Genomic DNA, 19,982 nt, shown 5'->3' on the forward strand with positions numbered 1-19,982 from the left:
GATGCGCTTCCGCCACCCCGACGGCACCACGGTCCACCTCGCCTACTGCACCAACGTCCACCCGGCCGAGACCCTCGACGGCGTCCTCACCCAACTGCGCGACCACTGCGAGCCCGTGCGCCGCCGCCTCGGACGCGACCGCCTCGGTATCGGCCTGTGGCTGGCCAGGGACGCCGCCCACGCCCTCAGCACCGACCCGTCCGCCCTGCGCGGCCTGCGCACCGAACTCGACCACCGGGGCCTCGAGGTCGTCACCCTCAACGGCTTCCCGTACGAAGGCTTCGGCACCGAACAGGTCAAGTACCGCGTCTATCAGCCGGACTGGGCCGACCCGGAACGCCTGCGCCACACCATCGCCCTCGCCCGCATCCTCACGTCCCTGCTCCCCGACGACGTCACCGAGGGCACCATCTCCACCCTGCCGCTCGCCTGGCGCACCCCCGAGGACGAGCGGCGCGCGACAACAGCCCGCACCGCCCTGCGCACCCTCGGCCGACGCCTCGACGCCCTGGCCGAGTTGACCGGCCGGTCCGTCCGTGTCGGCCTGGAGCCGGAACCCGGCTGTTTGATCGAGACCACCGGCGACGCCATCGCCCCGCTGACCTCGATCGCCCATGACCGCATCGGCATCTGCGTCGACACCTGCCACCTCGCCACCTCCTTCGAAGATCCGCACACCGCCCTGGACACACTCGCGCGGGCCCGTGTCCCCCTCGTCAAGACCCAGCTCTCCGCCGCACTGCACGCCGAACACCCCCACCTCCCCGAGACCCGCGAAGCCCTCGCCGCCTTCGACGAACCCCGCTTCCTGCACCAGACCCGCACCGTCACACCGACCGGCCTGCGCGGCACCGACGACCTCGGCGAAGCCCTGCGAGGGGACGTCCTGCCCGACGGGTCTGCCTGGCGCGCCCACTTCCACGTCCCGCTGCACGCGGCCCCCGCCGCGCCCCTCACCTCCACGCTGCCCGTACTGAAGGCCGCACTGACCCGGCTCGTCGGCGGCCCGCACCCGCTCACCCACCACCTCGAAGTCGAGACCTACACCTGGCAGTCCCTCCCGCCCGAGCTGCGGCCCCGCGCCCGAGGCCGCCTCGCCGACGGCATCGCCGCCGAACTCACCCTCGCCCGCGACCTGTTGACCGACCTCGGTCTGAAGGAACTCCCATGAGCGCCCCCCGGACCACTCAAGGCCCCACTCCGCTCCTCGTCCTGGACGTCGTCGGCCTCACCCCCCGCCTGCTCGACCACATGCCCCACCTCAAGGCCCTCGCACAGTCCGGCTCCCGGGCGCCGCTCGGCACCGTGCTGCCCGCCGTCACCTGCGCCGCCCAGTCCACCTTCCTCACCGGCACGATGCCGTCCGAGCACGGCATCGTCGGCAACGGCTGGTACTTCCGGGAACTCGGCGACGTACTCCTGTGGCGGCAGCACAACGGCCTGGTCGCCGGGGACAAGCTGTGGGACGCCGCCCGGCGCTCGCACCCCGGCTACACGGTCGCCAATATCTGCTGGTGGTACGCCATGGGCGCCGACACCGACATCACCGTCACCCCTCGTCCGGTCTACTACTCCGACGGCCGCAAGGAACCCGACTGCTACACCAGGCCCCCGGCCCTGCACGACGAACTCACCCAGAAATTCGGCACGTTCCCGCTGTTCCACTTCTGGGGCCCCGGCGCCGACCTGGTCTCCAGCCAGTGGATCATCGACGCCACCCGCCACATCATGCGGACCAGGAACCCCGACCTGACCCTCTGCTACCTCCCGCACCTCGACTACGACCTTCAGCGCTACGGCCCGGACGACCCGCGCGCCGTGAGAGCGGCCGGCGACCTGGACGCCGCGCTGGCGCCGCTCCTCAGGGACGCCCGCGCCACCGGACGCACGGTCGTCGCGCTGTCCGAGTACGGCATCACCCGCGTGAACCGCCCCGTCGACATCAACCGCGCCCTGCGCCGCGCCGGTCTCCTCGAGGTGCACACGCAGGACGGCATGGAGTACCTCGACCCGATGGCCTCCCGCGCCTTCGCGGTCGCCGACCACCAGATCGCCCATGTCTACGTACGCCGCCCCGAGGACCTCGACGCCACCCGGGCCGCACTCATCGACCTGCCCGGCGTCGAGCAACTCCTCGACGACGAGGGCAAGAAGACCCAGCAACTCGACCATCCACGCTCCGGCGAACTGGTCGCCCTCGCGGAACCGGATGCCTGGTTCACGTACTACTACTGGCTCGACGACGCCCACGCGCCCGACTTCACGCGACTGGTCGAGATCCACCGCAAACCCGGATACGACCCGGTCGAACTCTTCATGGATCCGCTCGACCCCTACGTCAAGGTCAGGGCAGCCACCGCCCTGGCCCGCAAGAAGCTCGGCATGCGCTACCGGATGGCGGTCGTGCCCCTCGACCCGTCACCTATTCGCGGCAGCCATGGCCGCCTGCCGCTGAGCGATGACGACGGTCCGCTCCTCATCTGCTCCACCCCCCGAGCCGTCGGCGACCGTGTCGCGGCCACCGATGTGAAGTCACTCCTGCTCCAACTCGCCGGTCTCACCGATCCGACTGGTCACCAGTGAAGCACTCACCACTGACAACGCCCTTCGACAGCGAGGAGTTCCAGGCATGAGCCGCATCTCCCGGCCCGACCCCGAACTGACCCACCGCCTCAGCAGACGAGGCATGCTCGGGGTGGCCGCGGGCACCACCGCCGCCGCCCTGCTGGGCGCCGTCGCCCCCTCCGCCAGCGCGGCCACCGGGAAGGCGGCGACCCCCGCCCCCGTTCCCGCCGCGGGCGGCGGCCGTCCCGTACTGCCGCCCGGACGGCTCGGCGTCCAGCTCTACAGCCTGCGTGACAAGGTCGCCACGCTCGGCTTCGCCCCTGTCTTCGACGAGCTGGAGAAGTACGGCTACGACGAGATCGAATTCGCCGGCTACACACAGGACGCCGTCGGCCCCATCACCCTCGCCCGGCTCAGGCGCCTGGCGAAGAACCACGGTCTGACCCCGATCGGCAGCCATGTCACCTACTACTCCAGCGACCCGAACGCGTACACCTTCGCCCAGAACCTCACCCGGGTCCTCGACGACGCCGAAGCCCTCGGCCTCAAGCACATCGGCACCGCGTCGAGCCCGTTCCGCTACGGCTCGACGGTGGACGCCTGGAAACGGGCCGCCGAGGAGTTCAACGCCTACGGCGCGGCGGCCAAGGCGCGCGGCATGAAGTTCTACCAGCACAACCACTCCGACGAGTTCTCCTTCGCGAGCGACGACCCCCAGGTCCGCCTCTACGACGTCCTGCTCGCCGAGACCGACCCCGACCTCGTGTACCTGGAGATGGACATCTACTGGGCGTACGCGGGCCAGTTCCGCTTCTCCCGGCGGCCCGACGGCACCCCCGCGCCCTTCGAACCCCTCGACTACGCCCTCGAGCACTCCCACCGCTACCCGCTCTTCCACGTGAAGGACGGGGTGAGCGACCCCTCGAACCAGTACGGCTACCGCATGGTGGACGTCGGCGACGGCGACATCGACTACGAGCGCTTCCTGTCGGCCGTGACCCGCCTCCGCGGCGAGCGCCTGGCCCACCACTGGCAGACCGAACACGACAGCCCGCCGGACCCCTTCACCTTCGCCCGCCGCTCCAGCACGTACCTGCACTCCCTGCGCGAACGCCACTGACCACGATCGGTGACGGCCGAATCCCGACGCCCACGCTCGCCACCGACGCCCTGGCAGCGAAGCCAGAAGACCCCGCTGACGTGAGGCTTCACACGGATCGTAGCCACTCGGTAGCGGTAAGTAGCACCTCGGCCCCTGTCTCGTCCTCACTCATCCCCGCACGGATATGCAGGTGAATGCCACTCCGAAACCTTGGTATTGTTGTCCATGTCGCCGCGGGGAAGCCCCCGAGGCGACAGACACCTAGTCCGGGTGGCGGAATGGCAGACGCGCTAGCTTGAGGTGCTAGTGCCCTTTATCGGGCGTGGGGGTTCAAGTCCCCCCTCGGACACAACGGTTGGCGCTACGAAGACGAGGGCCACGACCTTTACGGTCGTGGCCCTCGTTGCGTTTTCGTAGGTGATTCGATCCCGAGGGCTTCGCGGGGCCGTTCGCAGGTCCGCCCCTCAGGCTACCGTGCTTTGCAAGGTCGACACGCTGACTGACCCTTCTATTTTAAACCAGGGCCCTGCATGGTCTATGTCACTCGATGCCTCATTGCCTTTGGTTCCTATTGGAGGGGCAATGTCCACTTGTGGTGATCTAGACGCTGTCATGGTCACGCCTTTACCATCCCGTGTGCGATCTGTGGAAGATCGTTCACGTTGCGTCAGAGTCTGGGAAGACCCTGTGGGGAAGGTCTGTCATGCCTGTGGGTGGGCGGCTGCGTGCTGTCGGGGTGGTGAGGAGTTCCTTGATGAGCTGTTCAGAGTTTCTTTACTTGATCAAGGGCGTCCCGCTGACGCGGGCCGCCGCGCGCCGGCGGTCGGTGACCGCCGCCCGCTCCTGTCTGCCGCCCCGCTGGCGACGGCCGCCGACCACTCGGCGCGCAGAGCCCGGGAGCGTAGCCGGACCATCAGCCGGAAGCCCCGGCCCCGACCACTCAGCAGCAGTGGTGGCCGGGCACCTGAGAGGCTGCCCGGCGGGCTCGCGCCGTCCCGTACGCCCATGGTTGCTGCCTGGCTGGGGGCCGTGACGATAGAGATAACTGGGCTGATGCCGGTGCGGGGTTGAGTGAGACACACATGGCGGGTGATCGGTCGGCGCGCTCGCCGTCGTGGCTGACTTTCTGTGGCAGAAGCCAGAACTCCCACAGCCATGGGCTCGGCACGCACGTGAGGGCCCGTCCCTGCCGGGGCTGACGAGTGCGGGGGAGCCTCGATCGGCTGCGCCCGGCAGGGACGGGAGTCGGGTAGGTCAGCGCGGTGCGGCGCCTGGGCGAGGAGAGTGGTTCACGTCTGGCGCCAGGTCCGCCAGGGGCGGGTGATGATCTCCCGGTAGGTGTGGTGGGACGGGTTCTTGCCGCAGTGCCGCAGCACCCAGTTCTGCGGTTCGGCGAAGTCCTCACTTGTCGGCGAGGTCTCTCCGTCCACGACGCACTGCATCGCGTACAGGACCGGCTCCGCGTCTGGCTCGCGGTCGGGCTGGAGCGTCCAGGTCTCGTACCGTAGGACCGAGCGAGGGGTCACCGTCCCCACCTCCGGTTGGCCACGGCCACCTTCGCGCTCACTCCTCCGCCGGAGTCGGCGTACGTACGTCCTCGGGCGGCACGTCCCACTCCAGTCCACCGCGCGGTGGGCGAAGCTGCACGTACGGCCCTACATGCCCCATCACCACGCCCACCTTGCTGCTCCGCCGGTCGACCACCAGGGCGCCGGGATCGGGCGAGACGGTGTGGCCGCCGGTATTAGGAATGGGGGACGTCATCATGACCACCCCGGCGAGGCGGCGCACGACCGGGCGTCCAGTCGCAGGGCGGGAACACATGGGGTGGTGCTCATTCGGCGGTGACGCTCCTCGGCAGCGTTGATGCGTGCCCCTGGGCCTGTTGGTGCCGCAGGGTCGGCACCGATCCTCACGCCGGTCACCGGGACGAAGGAACCTCCACCAAAACCCATTTCGGGACGTCCCGCACCCTGTAGAACGTCCCTAGTGCCGTCCTGAGACGAAGGGGGAGACTCGTGCCGAACGAGAGACTACGAGCCGTCATGGCGGCAGGAGGCTGGACGTACGCCACACTCGCTCAACAGGTCGAGGTCGACCCCAAGTCGGTCGAGCGCTGGGTGAACCTCGGGCGTATCCCACGTCGTGCCACCGCCCTCCAGGCGGCCAAAGCCCTGGGAGAAGACGTGCACGCACTCTGGCCGGCGCTCCGCCAGGCCCGCCCCGCCCGCGCCATCAGCCCCGAACTGGTCGCGCTCTACGAGCAGCGGGCCGACCTCCCCGTTTCGACGTTCACCGACCTGATGGCCCAGGCCCGGGAACGGATCGACATCCTCGTCTACGCGGCCGTCTTCCTCCACGAGGCGTACCCGCGGCTGAACGAACTCCTCACCGAACGCGCCGCCGAAGGCTGCACCGTCCGTATCGCGATCGGGGACGCCGACAGCGACTCCGTCCAAGCCCGCGGCCAGGAGGAGCGGTTCGGCCACGGCATCGAATCACGCTGCCGCCTCGCCCTCATGCACTACAGACCCCTCGCCAGCATCCCGGGCGTCGAAGTCCGCACCCACGAAACCACGCTCTACAACTCCCTCTACCGCGTTGACGACCAGCAACTCGTCAACGCTCATGTCTGGGGCGTCAACGCGTACGCCGCTCCCTTGTGGCATCTTCGCCGACACGAGGCAGGCGGCATGTTCGACACCTACGCCGAGAGCTTCGGCGCCGTGTGGACGACAGCAACCCCAGTACGAGAGGAAGGCTGACCGTGGCCCGCACCGAGTACTACGACGACCCGAACGCGCCCAAGCCGAACAGCATGGTCGTCGCCGCATCCGCCGTCGTCACCGACGATCACGGGCGCATCCTCCTCCAGCGCCGCCGCGACAACGACCTATGGGCTCTGCCCGGAGGCGGCATGGACCTTGCCGACTCCCTGCCAGGCACGGCCGTCCGCGAGGTCAAGGAAGAGACCGGCCTTGACGTAGAGATCACCGGCCTGGTCGGCACTTACACCGACCCGAAACACATCATCGCCTACACCGACGGCGAGGTCCGCCGTCAGTTCAACGTCTGCTTCACCGCCCGCATCACCGGCGGCCAACTGGAGATCTCCGATGAGTCCACCGAACTCCGGTTCGTGCCGCCGGAAGAGATCGAGCAGCTGCCGATGCACCACACCCAACGACTCAGGCTCCAGCACTTCCTGGAACAGCGCGAGAAGCCGTACCTGGGCTGAACCGCCTGACGGCAGTAGCGACGGCAACAACCCCGCACAACCACGGACATCCACGCACGTCAACGGACCAGCAAACCGTACTTGACCTGCGAAAGAGCAGGTCGAAGGCTTCGCGTAGCACACGTACTATGTGGTGGCGGGGGCTACGCCGGTTCTGGTTCACAACTGCAATGGTGTCTCTATTTATAGGACGCCGAAAGTTGATGACATGGCGCATGAGTTGGAGCGTGGCCCCAACCCGGCATCGCATCAAGATGGCGATGCTTCGGTCTACCTCGGGGAGAAGAGCGTGGCGAAGGAATACCAGAATCGCGGCTCCTATGCGAATGGGTCAATTCGTTACGACATGCACGAGGACTTCCTAAAGGAATTCTCGGACACCGCGTTCCGATATGACCGTAAGGGGCCTGGAGGTTCCGCGAGAATCGAGTTCGTGATCCCAGTTGGGCGACTTGATCGATTCAACGAGCTCACGGTGCGTAGAGTGTGGGAGCTTGGGAATGGGTGACGGCGTGGTGCGGGTTGACGAAGAGCTGGAAGTGGTCGTGTCTTCGACTACGGCATGGGGGGTCAAGGTGACCACTCGGGATGGAGTGGAAGGGTTTATCGATAACCTTAAAATTCCGTCATGGCTAGCTCGGGAGGAACTGCCAGTGAGCGGAACATCTCTGCTCGTTGTGGTTCTTGACGATGTCCGCAGCCCGTTTAGAGGCAGCTTGCTCGATGAGGACATTGAACTCGCTCGCAACGCGCGCAGGCGAACATAAGTGACTTCGGTTGCAAGTTCCTAGCGCAAACCTGAACCCCCGTCAGATGGGTCCCGACGACGGGGGTTCTGGTCGCTGTGACGGCAGTAGTTGACGGCAACGTCAGCGGACGAGGGCCGGGTAGGGTGGTGGTTCGTCGCCGCCGGAGTGTGTCGTCTTGTCGTTCTCCAGGCTGCCGAGCGCATTGCTGAGAGTGTCGATGGCGTCGCGCTGGAGGCGTAGACGGTGGCGGTGACGCCGATGTGGGCGTGGCCGAGGAGTTCCTTGATCGCGACGAGTTCGACGCCCTGCTCCAGCAGGAGGGTGGCGGTGGAGTGTCTGAGGTCGTGGAAGCGGATGCGGCGGAGGCCGGCCTTGCGGAGGAGCGTGGTGAAGGCGCGGGTGAGGTTGGTCGGGTCGATCGGTCTGCCCTGCGGGTGGTGAACACGTGCCCGTCCTGCTGCCGCGCCGCGCCTGCGCCCTCGCGCTCGTGCTGTTGCTGCTCGTGGTGGAGCTTCAGCGACTGGAGGCAGCGGGTGGGGATGGCGATGCGGCGTTCGGAGGCCCGGGTCTTGGTGGGCAGTTTGGTGAGCCCGCCCGTGCTGGTGCGCTGGAGGGTTCGGCGGATTGCGGCGGTGCCGGCGTCGAGGTCGAGATCTTCCCAGCGCAGGCCGAGGAGTTCGCCCTTGCGGAGTCCGGTGTGGAGGGCGAGTTCGAACAGCGCGTGCAACCGGTGTCCGCGTGTGGCCGCGAGGAACTCGCGGGCTTCCTCGGCGGTGAGGGGTTCGAAGCGGCGGGGCCGGGGTGTGCCGGTGCGGACGTTGCGGGCGACGTTGCGCGGGATCTCCTCCTCGCGGACGGCGTGCTCCAGGGCGGACTTGAGCACGGAGTGGATGTAGGTCAGCGTCAGTGGGGACAGCAGCGTGCGGCAGCAGGCTCCCGTGGTGCAGCAGCGGGGTCTGATCACGCCGGGCGTCGATGCCGCGCGTCGCAGCACTGACAGGCGGAGCTGGGAGATAGCGGTTGACGCAGGCGGTGTAGCGGGTGCGGGTGTTCTCATGCAGGTGGTGGATGGCGAAGGCTTCACGCTGCGGCATCTGGACCGCTATTCGGGGCCTCGAAGTCGGCCGCCGACCGCATCGTCGACCACCTTGGACCCTCGATCGCGCTCCAGCCGCGTAAGCGGTTCCGCAAGGACACCGCACTGATCGTGTACGGCACCTTCTTCCCTGCCCGCGACCACGGCGTTGCCGAGCAGCCGGAGCACCACCGCTGTCGCCAGCCCTACGCAAGTACCGATTCGAGTGTCCGGGCTTGAGAACCTGCCCGACATCGCGAGGGCGAGCAGGGTGGCGAGTTTGCCGCCCCACGATGGTTGGCGGATGAAGACGTCGCCCCGCTCGCAGTCAGAGTCGCCCTTGCGCCACCATGACCGTATCGTTAGTGATCAACTCCCCCCTCGGACACAACGATTGGCGTTACGGAGGCGAGGGCCACGACCTATACGGTCGTGGCCCTCGTTGCGTGTCCGCAGGTGATTTCGATACCGAGGGCTTCGTGGAGCGGTCTTGGTGTGGCGGCGGGTGGCTGTCATGGTCATAGATCACACACGGGAGGGTAAAGCCGTGTGGCACCGATGCCTTCCGGCTGCTGGACTGCACCCGGGGCGCAGGGACTACTGTGGCCCCGCTCCGATCACGGTGCACTTCCTCGTCGACGCCCACGGTCGGCCGCGCGGGTCCTCACGTTCCCACTGCCGCCGCCCTACCGGCCGAGCTTCAGCACCTGCGCGTCCACCACCGAGAGTGGCACCACCGCCTCCTCCAGTTCAGGGGTATCGAAGTGGTTGGTCGTAGTCGTGAGCAGCGACATCAGTTCCGTCCCCTGTCGGACGAACACCACTGATGTCTTGACCCGTTTGTCGCCGTCTCCCCAGGTCGCCGCCCAGGCACGACCGGCGTCGCCCGTTGCCGTCCGGGTCTCGATCGGCTCGACCCGACTGATCTGCGCCCTGCGTGTGTCGGCGCCGAACGGGGTGGCGACGAACCCGCCGGCGCAGGCACGCGCCGACTTCTCGACCGCCTCGTAGGCGTGAATGGCTCCCTCACCGTCGTACGACCCGAGCGTGATGCGCGTCGACATCTCCGCGAAGGTATTGTCGCTCTCCTGCCAGCCATGGGGATCGATCACCCTCACCCCGCGGGCCGCTTCCGATCGCGGGGTACCCGCCGAACCGCCGGCCAACAAGCGCGCGAACGGCTCACACTCTGCTTTCACCACACCCACCAGCGGATCACCGGCCCGTGTGTTGCGCCGGGCGTACTTCGAGCTGAAGTCATAAGACTGGTTCGGGCCGTACCTCTTCGCATCCTGCTCCGTGATCAGCTTCCACTCAAGCTGCCCCTGCCCCAGCGCTCTGACCTCCCGCGTCGCAGTCGCCGAGGGAGACCGCTCTCCTGTCGACCGAGCTGACTCGTTCCCGGCTTCTCCACCGCACCCCGCGACAAGCCCGATCAGCATCACGACTGTCGCCGCCGATGCGGCAGCCTTGCCCCTTCGCATCCCCAACCCACTCACATCTCACGCACAGTTCCGTCACTGGTCGGCGGGAATGTACACCTCCGCATCCATGTCGAGCCAGGGAAGAATTCCGGCAATCCGTATCTGACTCCGTCCAAGTCTGGTGAGCTTGAGCACCTTTGGACGGGTTGTGCGCCGAAGATCGACAATTCGACCACGGCGGACGCCCAGCTCGACGGATGCCAGAGCCTCTCCTCGTAGTCAGAGTCGCCCTTGCGCGACATGGCCGTATCGGCAGCAGTCAACTCCCCCCTCGGACACAACGATTGAAGTCACGGAGCGAGGGCCTCGGTCTTGTGGGTGAGGTCCTCGCTCCGTGGTCCTTGTGTTCCCGGTTGCTGCCTCAGGTTGTTGCTACTCGGCCCGCGTATCTCTGGGTCCAGCCTGTTTCCGTGGTGGTGATCACCATGTCGTAGTAGCCCCGGTCGGTCGGCCAGTTGATGGTCAGGGGCTTGCCGTGGGGCACGGTGTAGTGGTGGGTGCCGCCTGTGTAGTCGTTTGCTGTCAGGGTGTAGCGGATCGGGTGTCTGGTGTCGTTGTGCAGGGTCAGGCGGAGCTTGGCGGTGGGGCCGGGGAGGAGATGCGCGTCGACGCGGGGGAGCGCGGTGTCGGGGGTGAGCTGGCCGGCGAAGGAGCGTAGGAAGCCGTCGGGGCCGTAGACGGAGAAGGCGTACTTTCCGTTGGTCTCGTTCGTGTTCCAGGTGTATTGGCGAGGATGCGCGGCCGAGACGGTGAACGGGGTGTTCGAGAAGTCCAGGTACTTGTCCGGGAAGACCTGGAGGCTCACGGCCTTGCCGGCCGGGCCGCCGGTCAGTGTCATCGACAGGGTCACCATGCCGGTGGCGCGGTTCTCGGTGAGGGTGGCGTGCGGGTGGAAGGAGAGGCCGCGTGGCCTCAGCCCGCCCTCCGGGAGCGTCGGCGGGGTTCCGTCGACCGGGTCGGCGATCTCCACGGGACCCGGCCGGGGGTGGGCGAAGTCGAGCGCGCTGGTCAGGTCACCGGCGATCGAGCGGCGCCAGTCCGTGATGTTCGGGCAGGTGAACGGCTTGCCCAGATGCGCGGCCCAGGTCTCGAGGAACCGGATGACCGACGTGTGGTCGAACACCTCCGAGGCGACATGGCCGCCGCGCGTCCAGGGCGAGACCAGCAGCATCGGCACCCGCGGACCGAAGCCGTACGGGGTGGTGCCGGAGAACTCGCCCGCCGTGCCCGGCTCGGGGCGCGGCGGCAGCACATGGTCGAACTTCCCGTCGTTCTCGTCGTAGGTGATGATCACCAGGGTGTGGTTCCAGATGCGCGGGTTGCTCTGCAACGTCCGGAGCACCTTGTTCATGTAACGCTCGCCGTGCACGGTGTCGAAGTTGGGGTGCTCGCTCCACGCCGCCGGCATGACGACCCATGAGACGTCAGGGAGCGGGTGCTCGGCGCCCGGCGCGCAGGCCGCGATGAAGTCCTTGAGTACCGCGTCGAGGTTCTCCTCGGAATCGTCGTCGGGCATGGTCGCGCCCGCGTAGACGAAGGAGTTGGCCTTCCAGATCTTGCCGGTGCCCGGGGCGAGGTCCGCCTCGCTCGCGATCCGCGGGTCGAACGCCCGGAAGCTGTTCGTCACGTTGCAGCCGTACTCGCCGACGAATCCGCTCTGCAGGCTGCCGCCGACGCCATGGCCGCTGTTGTCCGAGTAGACACGCCAGTTGATGCCCGCCTGCTCCAGTTGCTCGGGCACCGTTCGCCAGGTCCGGGTGTAGTTGTTCTGCCCGGCGTTGGTGGTCTCGCCGTCCGCCGTGCCGGACATCAGGTAGTAGCGGTTCGGGATGGTCGGACCGTGCAGCGAGCAGAAGTTCATGTCGCAGACGGTGTACTGGGACGCGAGCGAGTACATCCAGGGCATGTGGTCCGGTGTGTAGTACCACATGCAGTGGTCGCCCTTGTCCTTCACCCAGGTGTTCCAGCGGCCACCGTTGGCGCTGTAGAAGTTGTGGTTGTCACCCCAGGTGGCGGTCGAGACGGCCGGTGTCACGATGGTGCCTTCGGCGTTCCGCTGCTGGAACACGTCGGTGCCGTCCTGGAACTTCAGTACCTGCTTGTCGTGATGCCCTCGTACGCCCGGCAGTTGGCCGAGGTAGTGGTCGAAGGAGCGGTTCTCCTGCATCAGGACCACCACGTGCTTCAGATCGGACATGTCGCCCTTGAAGCCGTCCGGCAGGACGTCGTCGGCGGCGTGCGCGGTCGTGGTGGCGGCAAGGTCGGCGACGGCGCCGACGGCCAGTGCGCCTAGGGCTCCCGCGGCAGTCTGGAGCGCTCTGCGCCGCGTGACGCGGCGTTCACCGCGAGGACTCTCGGGGGATGTGGATGTGGACGCGGGCTCGGTGAGGGTGGGCTTCATCAGTGGGACCTCCGGGGAGAGAACGCTGAGAAGGGGCGAGGCGCGTCGCGGGGGAGGGCGGGGTCAGGGAGTGGTAACGCGGACACACCGTCAGCCATGGGAGGAACCGTAACTTCCGAGTGGCCGGACCGGGTATCGCCCGTTGCCATGTGGTCGAGGAAACCCTGGTCGAGGAATCCCTGGTCGAGGAATCCCTGGTCGAGGAAATCGTGGTCGAGAAAATCTTGGGTGAAGAACTCGTCAGTGCGGGGCCAAGATGTGACGGCGCTCCTTCCGGGAAGGGAGGAGCGCCGTCGGACCTGCCGATGGTGTGGTGCGTCGGGTCAGATGTCCAACATCCCCGACGTGTCGATGACTTGACGGATCGCCCTGCCCGACGCCAGTTCCTCCATCGCCGAGTTGATGTCGGTCAACGGCAGGGTGGCCGTGTGCATCCGTTCCACCGGCATGAGGCCCGCTCGCCACAGGTCCAGGAACCGGGGGATGTCGCGGCGCGGTACGGCGTCGCCCATGTACGAGCCCAGCAGGGACTTGCCCTCGCCCGCGAACGCCAGCGCCGGGACCTCCAGCACCCGGTCGGGGGCGGGCAGGCCCACCGACACGACCGTGCCGCCCCGGGCCACGGCCGTCAGACACTCGGCCATCACCTTCGGGCTGCCCACCGCCTCGACCGCCAACTCCGCTCCACCGGAGGTGAGTTCACGGATCGCCTCGACCGCCTCGCCGGGGGCGAACGCATGGGTGGCGCCCAGGCGGAGGGCCAACTCGCGCTTCTCCAGCACCGGATCGACCGCGATGACCGGGTACGCCCCCGCCGCGCGGGCACCCAGCACCGCGGACAGGCCCACGCCGCCCAGGCCGTAGACCACCGTGGACTGACCGGGGCGCAGCCCCGCCGTGTTGATGACGGCACCGGCACCGGTCAGGACCGCGCAGCCGAACAACGACGCCACCGTGAACGGGATGTCCTTCGGGATCGGCACCACCGACTCCTGGGCCAGCACCGCGTGTTCGGAGAACGCGGAGACACCGAGCTGATGGTGGACCGGGGCGCCGGAGGCGTCGGTCAGCAGCGACGGGCCGTGCAGCAGCGCCCCTGAACCGTTCGCCGCGGCGGCCCGCGCGCACAGGGCGGGCCGCCCCGCCGCGCAGTCGGCGCAGAAGCCGCAGCTCGGCACGAAGACCAGGGCCACATGGTCACCGGGACGGACCCGGCTCACGCCCGGTCCGGTCTCCCGTACGATGCCCACCGCCTCGTGCCCCAGCGCCATCGGCAGCGGGCGGACCCGGTCGCCGTTGACCACCGACAGGTCCGAGTGGCAGAGCGAGGCGGCGGCGATCCGGACGAGCACCTCGCCCTCGCGCGGGGCGCCCAGCTCCAGCTCCTCCACCTCGACGGGGCGGGTCTCGCCGTAGGGGCGGGCGGTCGAGACGGCGCGCAGCACCACCGCACGGGTCTTCACGCCCGTACCTCGGGACGCGGGGTGCAGCGCAGCACCTCACGGGTCTCCAGCAGCGGGACGACCCTGCCGAGCACGATGTCCTGGAAGTGCGGGGTGGCGCAGTGCGCGGTGAAGTCGGCTTCGGAGACGTACTCCTCGTACAGCACGATCGCCCGCGGGTCCTCGGTGCCCTGGTGGACGCGGTAGGCGAGGTTGCCCGGCTCCTGACGGGACGCGGTGGCCATGGTGTCGAGCAGCGGGAGGACGGTGTGCTCCGCGCCTTCCTTGGTGCGGTAACGGGCGACGACGACGTATGACATGGGGTCTTACTCCTGGGACGGTGCGGGAGGCCTCTTCAGAGCGGCGGGCGGAACCGGCGGGAGCTGGTCCCGGCGCAGATGCCAGAGGCGAGGGTCGGACGTGGCGGCGGCGACGGCCCCGAGGGCCAGCGCCAGCGCCACGTCCGCGGGGCTCTCCACGAAGCCCGCGGCGACCGACGGGGACATCGCGCGCTGTGCCTGCTCGCTCATCCGGGCCACGATCGGGGCGGGCATGATCTCGACCAGGTCCGGCGCCCCGCGGGAGACCGCGTCCGTGGAACGGCGCAGGTTGGACCGGTCGGTGACGAACACCTTCATCATCGTCAGCAGGCCGAGCGGGCGGCCCTTCTCTATCAGCGAGAGCCGGGTACTGACCACGCCCTGCGCGCCCATGTTCTTGATGAACTCCAGCGCGCCCCGGTCCTGGGCCAGTCCGGGGCTGCTGTCCACGTTCACGAACACGGTCTTCCCCGCCCGCGCCAGTGTCGGCACGACCTGGGGCAACTGCCCCACCGTGAGCGACGCGGCGATGCACACCTTGGCCGGTGCGCCCAGGAACTGCCGTAGCGGCTGGGGTCCGACGACCGACGCGATGACCGGGACCTCGGCCAGCGCGGCGACCAGCCGGGCGTCGAGTGCGGCAGTGGAGCGGGACGGGAGAGGACTCATGGCGGGGGCCTACCTGGGGATGAGGGGTCCGTGGCTGCTGAGGTCAGTTCAGCGGAGACGTACCGAAACGGCTGGGAAGGCCCAGCTTGCCAGGGTTGAGGATGCCCGCCGGGTCCAGGGACCGCTTCACCGCGACGAACGTGGCGAAGGCGGCCCCGAGGGATTCCTCCAGGTAGGGGCCGCGCAGCAGACCGCAGCCGTGGTGGTGGCTGAGCGCCGCGGCGTGCTTGACGAGGACGGCGTTGGCCGCGTCCCACACCGCGCGGTACCAGGCGCGGCGCGCCTCGGGCGCCACGTCCCCGCGGAGCGAGAAGTAGACACAGGCGCCGTCGGTGTACGCGTGGGACTGGTGGGCCGAGGCGGCCAGCGTGCCGTCCACCGCCTCGATCGCGGCGACGACCTCCTCGTAGATCACCGGGAGGTCGGCCCAGGACGCGGCCATCTCCAGGGTGTCGGCGACGAAGCCCGGCCCCGGGGTGAAGCCCTCGGCGGACTTGCCGACCAGCATCCGCTCGTCCAGCCAGCGCTCGAAGACGGCCTGGCTGTCCAGCTCGGGGCCGTACTCCGCGCAGACCTCCCTGGCCACCTTGATCGATGCGTCGACGATGGCCGGGTCACCCTCGTCGGCGATGAGCAGGAGGTTGGTCTCCGGGTGGCCGAAGTGGGTGCCCGACTCCAGGGCGTCGTACAGGCGCAGGACGGCCGGGGCGGCACCGCGCTGCATGATCCTGCGGCAGGCGTCCAGGCCCTGCGCGAACGTCGTGAAGCCGTACGCCACGGCGCTCGCGTACTCCGGCAGCGGGTGGACCCGCAGGCGGGCCGAGACGATGACGCCGAGCGTGCCCTCGGAGCCGACGAACAACTGGCGCAGGTCGGGGCCGACCGCGGCGCGCGCGTAGTCGCCGTACGTGGCACGGGTGCCGTCCGCGTGCACGACGTCGACGCCGACGACCATGTCCTCGATCTTGCCGTACCGGGTCGAGAGCTGACCGGCGCCGCGGCAGGCGATCCAGCCACCGACGGTGGAGACGGCGAACGCGGACGGCCAGTGGCCGGTGGTGACGCCGTACTCCTCCTGGAGCTGCTTCTCGAAGAGGTCGCCGAACATGCCGGCCTGGACGTCCACGACGTTCGACTCGGCGTCGAAGCCGGTGATCCGGTTCAGCCCGCAGACGTCCAGGACGACGCCGCCGAAGACGGGCAGCGCGGCGCCGGTGACGTTGGAGCGGCCCGCGGACGGGGTGACCGGGATCCCGGCCTCGTGGCAGATCCGCAGCACGGCCGCGACCTGGTCGGCGTCGGCGGCCTCGACGATCACGGCGTTCGGCGTCGCGGGGCGGCCCTCGGTCTCGCCGATCATCGAACCGGCCCACCAGTCACGGGTCCGGGTGACGACCTCGTCGCGGGAGGTGTGCACCGCGTGCGCGGCCTCGCGCAGCGCCTCGACCACGGACGCGGGGACCTCGACCGGGTCCACCTGGAGCGCGGCCTCGCCGTCGCCGATCGGCGTCCGCTGCGCCCACTTGGCGAAGCTGGGGGCCCCGACGGTGTAGTCGCCCCGGTTGAACGGGTGGGTGATGGTCTGACGGCTGATCATGCTGCTGCCCCTTCGAGGAGTACGGACTTCTCATGACGGACGGCCGCGAGGTACTCGGCGACCGAGCGCTCGACCTCCGCGTCCGTGAGGTTCAGTTCCCGGCCGAGGATCGCGCCGACGGCCGCGGCGGCCTCGGCGGAGGCGTCCCGGGCGAACAGCCGGGCACGCGTGCGGCGGGAGAGGACGTCGTCGACGGACCGGGCCAGTTCGGCGCGGGCCGCGTACACGACCTCCGCCTTCGTGTACGGGAGTCCCGCGACGATCGGCTCGGCCAGCGATGGGTCGTCATGGACGAGGTCGCCGACGAACCGGGCTTCGGTGCCGAAGCGCTCGCCCAGGTGCGCGGCGATGCCGCCGGACGCGGCGACGGCCTCGGAGTCGTAACCGGCGCCGCCGAGGAGCGGGAGGTCGGTGGTGCGGCTCCGGCCCTTGCGGCCGAGGACCGTCATCACCTTGTCGATGACCAGCTCGCCCATGTGCCGGCTCGTGGTGAGCTTCCCGCCCGTCACGGTCACCATGCCGGTGCGGCCGACGGTGATGTGGTGGTCGCGGCGCATGTCGAGGGTGGCGCCCTCCTTGCCACCGACCAGCGGGCGCAGACCGCCGATGGAGCCGACCACGTCGTCCGGGGTGAGCTTCCCCTCGAAGGCGGTGTTGGCGCCCTCCAGCAGGAACTCCATCTCCTGGCGGGTGCAGTGCACGTCGTCCAGGGAGCCCTGGTAGTCCTCGTCGGTGGTGCCCAGGACGACGTTGTTGCCCCAGCGGGTGCAGGTCGCGCGGCGGGCCCGGCCCGGAATCGGCACGGTGACCGTGCAGTTGATGCGCACCTTGTCCCAAGGCACCACGATGTGCACGCCCTTGGCGGGCCGGACCTGCGGTGTGTGACCGTCGTCCGCCTTCGCGTCCAGTTCGTCGGTCCACACCCCGGTGGCGTTGACGACGGCCCGCGCGCGGATGTCGATGCTGTCGCCGTCCGCCAGGACCCGCGCACCGGACACCCGGCCCGCCTGCGTCAACAGCCCTTCCGCCTTGGCCCCGTTGAGGACCGTCGCACCGAGCGCGGCGGCGGTACGGACGATGGTGAGGACGAGGCGCGCGTCATCGGTACGGGCGTCGAAGTACATCAGCCCGCCCTTGAGGTTCTCGGCGCGCAGCGTCGGCGCCTGAGCGAGCACCTCGGGCACCGTGAGCCGCTGGTGGAGCTTGCCGATACGCCACCCGCCGACCAGGTCGTACGTCCACAGCAGACCCTCGAAGCCCTTGGCGAGACGGGCGTCGAAGACACCCTCCTTCTCCAGGATCGGGAAGAGGAACGGCAGCCGGTGCACCAGATGCGGGGCGTTCTTCCGGAAGCGGTGACGCTCCAGCAGCGAGTGCCGGACCAGATTGACGTTGCCCTGCTCGATGTAGCGCAGGCCGCCGTGCACCATCTTCGACGACTTCGACGAGGTGCCGGAGGCGAAGTCGTCCTTCTCGACCAGGGCCGCGCGCAGACCGCGCGAGGCGGCGTCGAGCACGGCGTACGCCCCGGTGATGCCACCACCGATGACGAGGACGTCGTACGTGTCGTCGGCCAGCCGGCGCTTGATGGCGGCCCGGTCGAGCAGCAGCGGCGTCCGGCGGGTCGCCCCGGCGTTGCGCCGCGGTTTCCGGGCGGGCATGGTGATCACAACATCAACTCCTGGTGTTTCGGTTCGGCGGCCCCGTCGGGTGCGGGCCGCCGGTGCGACGACCCGGGGCCGTCAGTGGGGGGTGTGCGGTTCGGGCGTGTCCCGCGGGGGGAGCAGCGCGGGGTCGTTCAGATGGGCGATCAGCACGTCGCGCCAGGCGCCCCGCGAATCGGTGCGCTCGGCCTCCGGGATCGACGGTTCGAAGACGCGGCCCCGCTCCTGCGCCTCGACGACCTCCTCGAGCGAGGACCACAGACCTTGGGCGACCCCGGCCAGATACGCGGTGCCGCGCAGGCTCGCGGTGGCGGAGTCGGCGACCCGTTCCAGCGGCAGGCCGGTCAGATCGGCCTGGATCTGCATCAGCGGGTCGCTGCCGGACACACCACCGCCGACCCGGAGCCGGGTGAACGGTGTGCCCATGGTGTCGGAGACCCCGTCGATCAGATCGCACACCGAGTGCGCGATCCCGTCGAGGGCGGCGCGGGCGAGGTCGGCGCGTGTGGTGGCGAGGGTGAGCCCGGTGAGGGACGCCGTGGCCTCCGGGTGCCAGACCGGCGTACGGATCCCGGCGAACGCCGGGACGAGACAGGGGGTGCGGCCCGGTCGGCGGGGGACCCGGCCCGCTTCCTCACCGAGTTCCTTCGGCGAGGCGAACAGCCCCAGATCGTCGCAGAGCCAGCGCAGCGCGGACCCCACGGTGGAGGCGTACGCCTCCAGGCTGTAGTGGCTGACATCGCCCTGCCGTCGGCCGGGATGGGCGAGTACTCCGGTGATGTCCGGCCGGGGCAGGGCGGGGGTGGTGCCGGTCGCCGCGTCGACGAACGCGCCGGTCCCGTACACGCACATGCCCTGCCCGGCCGCGAGACCGCCGAGCGCGATCAGCGCGGCGTGCTGGTCGCCCATGGAGGCCGCCAGCGGGACGGCGATGCCGAGCGCGGCCGGGTCGGTCGTACCGAAACCGGCGTCGTCGGAACGGAGTTGGGGCAGGAGGTCGAGGGGGAAGCCGAGATGGGCGATCCACGCCTCGTCCCAGGCGTGTCGCTCCAGCAGATAGCCCCCGGTGGACGCGGCGTTGGTCGGAGTGGTGGCGTGCACGGCGCCACCGGTGAGGCGCCAGATCAGCCAGGTGTCGACGGTGCCGAAGAGCAGCCGCCCCGCCCGGTGCGCCTCGGCCACCTCCGGGTGGGCGGTGATCTGCTGGGCGGCCCAGAGGAAGGGGGAGCGGGCGCCGACCGGGCGGCCCTGCCGGGCCAGCAGAACGGCGTCCCACTCCGCCTCGTAGGCGGTGAGTTCGTGCGCGTTGCGCCGGTCCTGCCACACCACCGCGGGCAGCAGCGGTCGCCCGGTGACCCGGTCCCACAGCATCGCCGTGGCCCGCTGGGTCGACAGCGCGACCGAGGTGATCTCGATGCCGTCCTCACGCGCCCGGCCGACGGCCCGGCGCGCCACCTCGAGGGTGGCGCTCCAGATCTCCATCGGGTCCTGCTCGACCGAGAGGTCGTCCGGGTGGCTGACCTTGATCGACCGATAGAACACCTCGTGGGTGGCGCCCGAGTCGAGCACGATCCCGGCCCGGGTGCCCGTGGTGCCTTCGTCGATGGACAGCACACCGCGCCGTGGGGAGGCGCCGGGGAACGTCTGCGTCATGGCAGCCCTTTCAATCGAGCGAT

Annotated in this window: 14 protein-coding genes, 1 tRNA gene and 3 pseudogenes; 7 read left to right on the plus strand and 11 right to left on the minus strand. The window is 69.2% G+C overall.

The window, feature by feature from the left end; all coding sequences use genetic code 11:
* The first annotated feature begins 1 nt into the window (after position 1).
* The 4 genes from eboE to ACZ60T_RS11025 all read left to right on the plus strand — a co-directional run bounded on the left by eboE (position 2) and on the right by ACZ60T_RS11025 (position 4,016).
* Positions 2 to 1,171, plus strand: coding sequence for a metabolite traffic protein EboE (eboE, locus tag ACZ60T_RS11010; protein WP_469665626.1), 1,170 nt, complete (start codon positions 2 to 4; stop codon positions 1,169 to 1,171).
* A complete protein-coding gene (locus ACZ60T_RS11015; protein WP_469665627.1) occupies positions 1,168 to 2,583 on the plus strand; it encodes a nucleotide pyrophosphatase/phosphodiesterase family protein in 1,416 nt (471 codons plus the stop codon). Before eboE ends, ACZ60T_RS11015 begins: the two co-directional genes overlap by 4 nt.
* A gap of 46 nt (positions 2,584 to 2,629) precedes the next feature.
* A complete protein-coding gene (locus tag ACZ60T_RS11020; protein WP_469665628.1) occupies positions 2,630 to 3,685 on the plus strand; it encodes a sugar phosphate isomerase/epimerase family protein in 1,056 nt (351 codons plus the stop codon).
* A 246-nt stretch (positions 3,686 to 3,931) separates the two neighbouring features.
* A tRNA-Leu gene (locus ACZ60T_RS11025) sits at positions 3,932 to 4,016 on the plus strand.
* Between the two features lie 940 nt (positions 4,017 to 4,956).
* On the opposite strand, the gene ACZ60T_RS11030 is transcribed toward ACZ60T_RS11025, so the two are convergent.
* Both ACZ60T_RS11030 and ACZ60T_RS11035 read right to left on the minus strand, forming a co-directional pair.
* The gene (locus ACZ60T_RS11030; RefSeq protein ID WP_469665629.1) at positions 4,957 to 5,202 is read right to left on the minus strand and encodes a DUF7848 domain-containing protein; all 246 of its coding nucleotides are present in this window, start codon (positions 5,200 to 5,202) and stop codon (positions 4,957 to 4,959) included.
* Positions 5,190 to 5,440, minus strand: a pseudogene (locus tag ACZ60T_RS11035) (hypothetical protein). Before ACZ60T_RS11035 ends, ACZ60T_RS11030 begins: the two are co-directional and overlap by 13 nt.
* A 272-nt stretch (positions 5,441 to 5,712) precedes the next feature.
* Here ACZ60T_RS11035 and ACZ60T_RS11040 point away from each other — a divergent pair.
* Together ACZ60T_RS11040 and ACZ60T_RS11045 are read left to right on the plus strand one after the other, a co-directional pair.
* Entirely contained in the window at positions 5,713 to 6,432 is a 720-nt protein-coding gene (locus ACZ60T_RS11040) for an XRE family transcriptional regulator (protein WP_469666068.1), read from the plus strand.
* A gap of 2 nt (positions 6,433 to 6,434) precedes the next feature.
* Entirely contained in the window at positions 6,435 to 6,905 is a 471-nt protein-coding gene (locus tag ACZ60T_RS11045) for an NUDIX domain-containing protein (protein WP_469665630.1), read from the plus strand.
* 869 nt (positions 6,906 to 7,774) lie between these two features.
* On the opposite strand, the pseudogene ACZ60T_RS11050 reads toward ACZ60T_RS11045, so the two are convergent.
* Positions 7,775 to 8,640 (minus strand): annotated as a pseudogene (locus ACZ60T_RS11050) (tyrosine-type recombinase/integrase); the annotation flags it as partial.
* An 83-nt stretch (positions 8,641 to 8,723) separates the two neighbouring features.
* Here ACZ60T_RS11050 and ACZ60T_RS11055 point away from each other — a divergent pair.
* Positions 8,724 to 8,924, plus strand: a pseudogene (locus ACZ60T_RS11055) (IS5/IS1182 family transposase); the annotation flags it as partial.
* Positions 8,925 to 9,415: 491 nt separating this feature from the next.
* Here ACZ60T_RS11055 and ACZ60T_RS11060 read toward each other — a convergent pair.
* From ACZ60T_RS11060 to ACZ60T_RS11095, 8 genes are all read right to left on the minus strand, one after another.
* A complete protein-coding gene (locus tag ACZ60T_RS11060) occupies positions 9,416 to 10,171 on the minus strand; it encodes a hypothetical protein (protein ID WP_469665631.1) in 756 nt (251 codons plus the stop codon).
* Between the two features lie 403 nt (positions 10,172 to 10,574).
* Positions 10,575 to 12,614 (minus strand): alkaline phosphatase family protein, encoded by a 2,040-nt coding sequence (locus tag ACZ60T_RS11065; protein ID WP_469665632.1) that lies wholly within the window; start codon positions 12,612 to 12,614, stop codon positions 10,575 to 10,577.
* A gap of 323 nt (positions 12,615 to 12,937) precedes the next feature.
* Positions 12,938 to 14,077, minus strand: a complete 1,140-nt coding sequence (locus ACZ60T_RS11070) for a zinc-binding dehydrogenase (RefSeq protein WP_469665633.1) — start codon at positions 14,075 to 14,077, stop codon at positions 12,938 to 12,940.
* Positions 14,074 to 14,376 (minus strand): putative quinol monooxygenase, encoded by a 303-nt coding sequence (locus ACZ60T_RS11075; RefSeq protein ID WP_365627722.1) that lies wholly within the window; start codon positions 14,374 to 14,376, stop codon positions 14,074 to 14,076. Before ACZ60T_RS11075 ends, ACZ60T_RS11070 begins: the two co-directional genes overlap by 4 nt.
* Positions 14,377 to 14,382: 6 nt before the next feature.
* Positions 14,383 to 15,045 carry a glycerol-3-phosphate responsive antiterminator gene (locus ACZ60T_RS11080; protein ID WP_365627725.1) on the minus strand — a complete coding sequence of 221 codons (663 nt, stop codon included), beginning with the start codon at positions 15,043 to 15,045 and terminating at the stop codon, positions 14,383 to 14,385.
* Positions 15,046 to 15,088: 43 nt separating this feature from the next.
* Positions 15,089 to 16,642: an FAD-binding oxidoreductase gene (locus tag ACZ60T_RS11085; protein ID WP_469665634.1), complete on the minus strand. Its 1,554-nt coding sequence runs from the start codon at positions 16,640 to 16,642 to the stop codon at positions 15,089 to 15,091.
* A complete protein-coding gene (locus ACZ60T_RS11090; RefSeq protein WP_469665635.1) occupies positions 16,639 to 18,312 on the minus strand; it encodes a glycerol-3-phosphate dehydrogenase/oxidase in 1,674 nt (557 codons plus the stop codon). The genes ACZ60T_RS11085 and ACZ60T_RS11090 overlap by 4 nt, the downstream gene beginning before the upstream one ends.
* Before the next feature lie 72 nt (positions 18,313 to 18,384).
* Complete coding sequence (locus ACZ60T_RS11095; protein WP_469665636.1) at positions 18,385 to 19,959, minus strand: FGGY family carbohydrate kinase; 1,575 nt, start codon at positions 19,957 to 19,959, stop codon at positions 18,385 to 18,387.
* Positions 19,960 to 19,982 lie beyond the last annotated feature (23 nt).

It is taken from the genome of Streptomyces sp. NPDC104371, assembly GCF_055583785.1.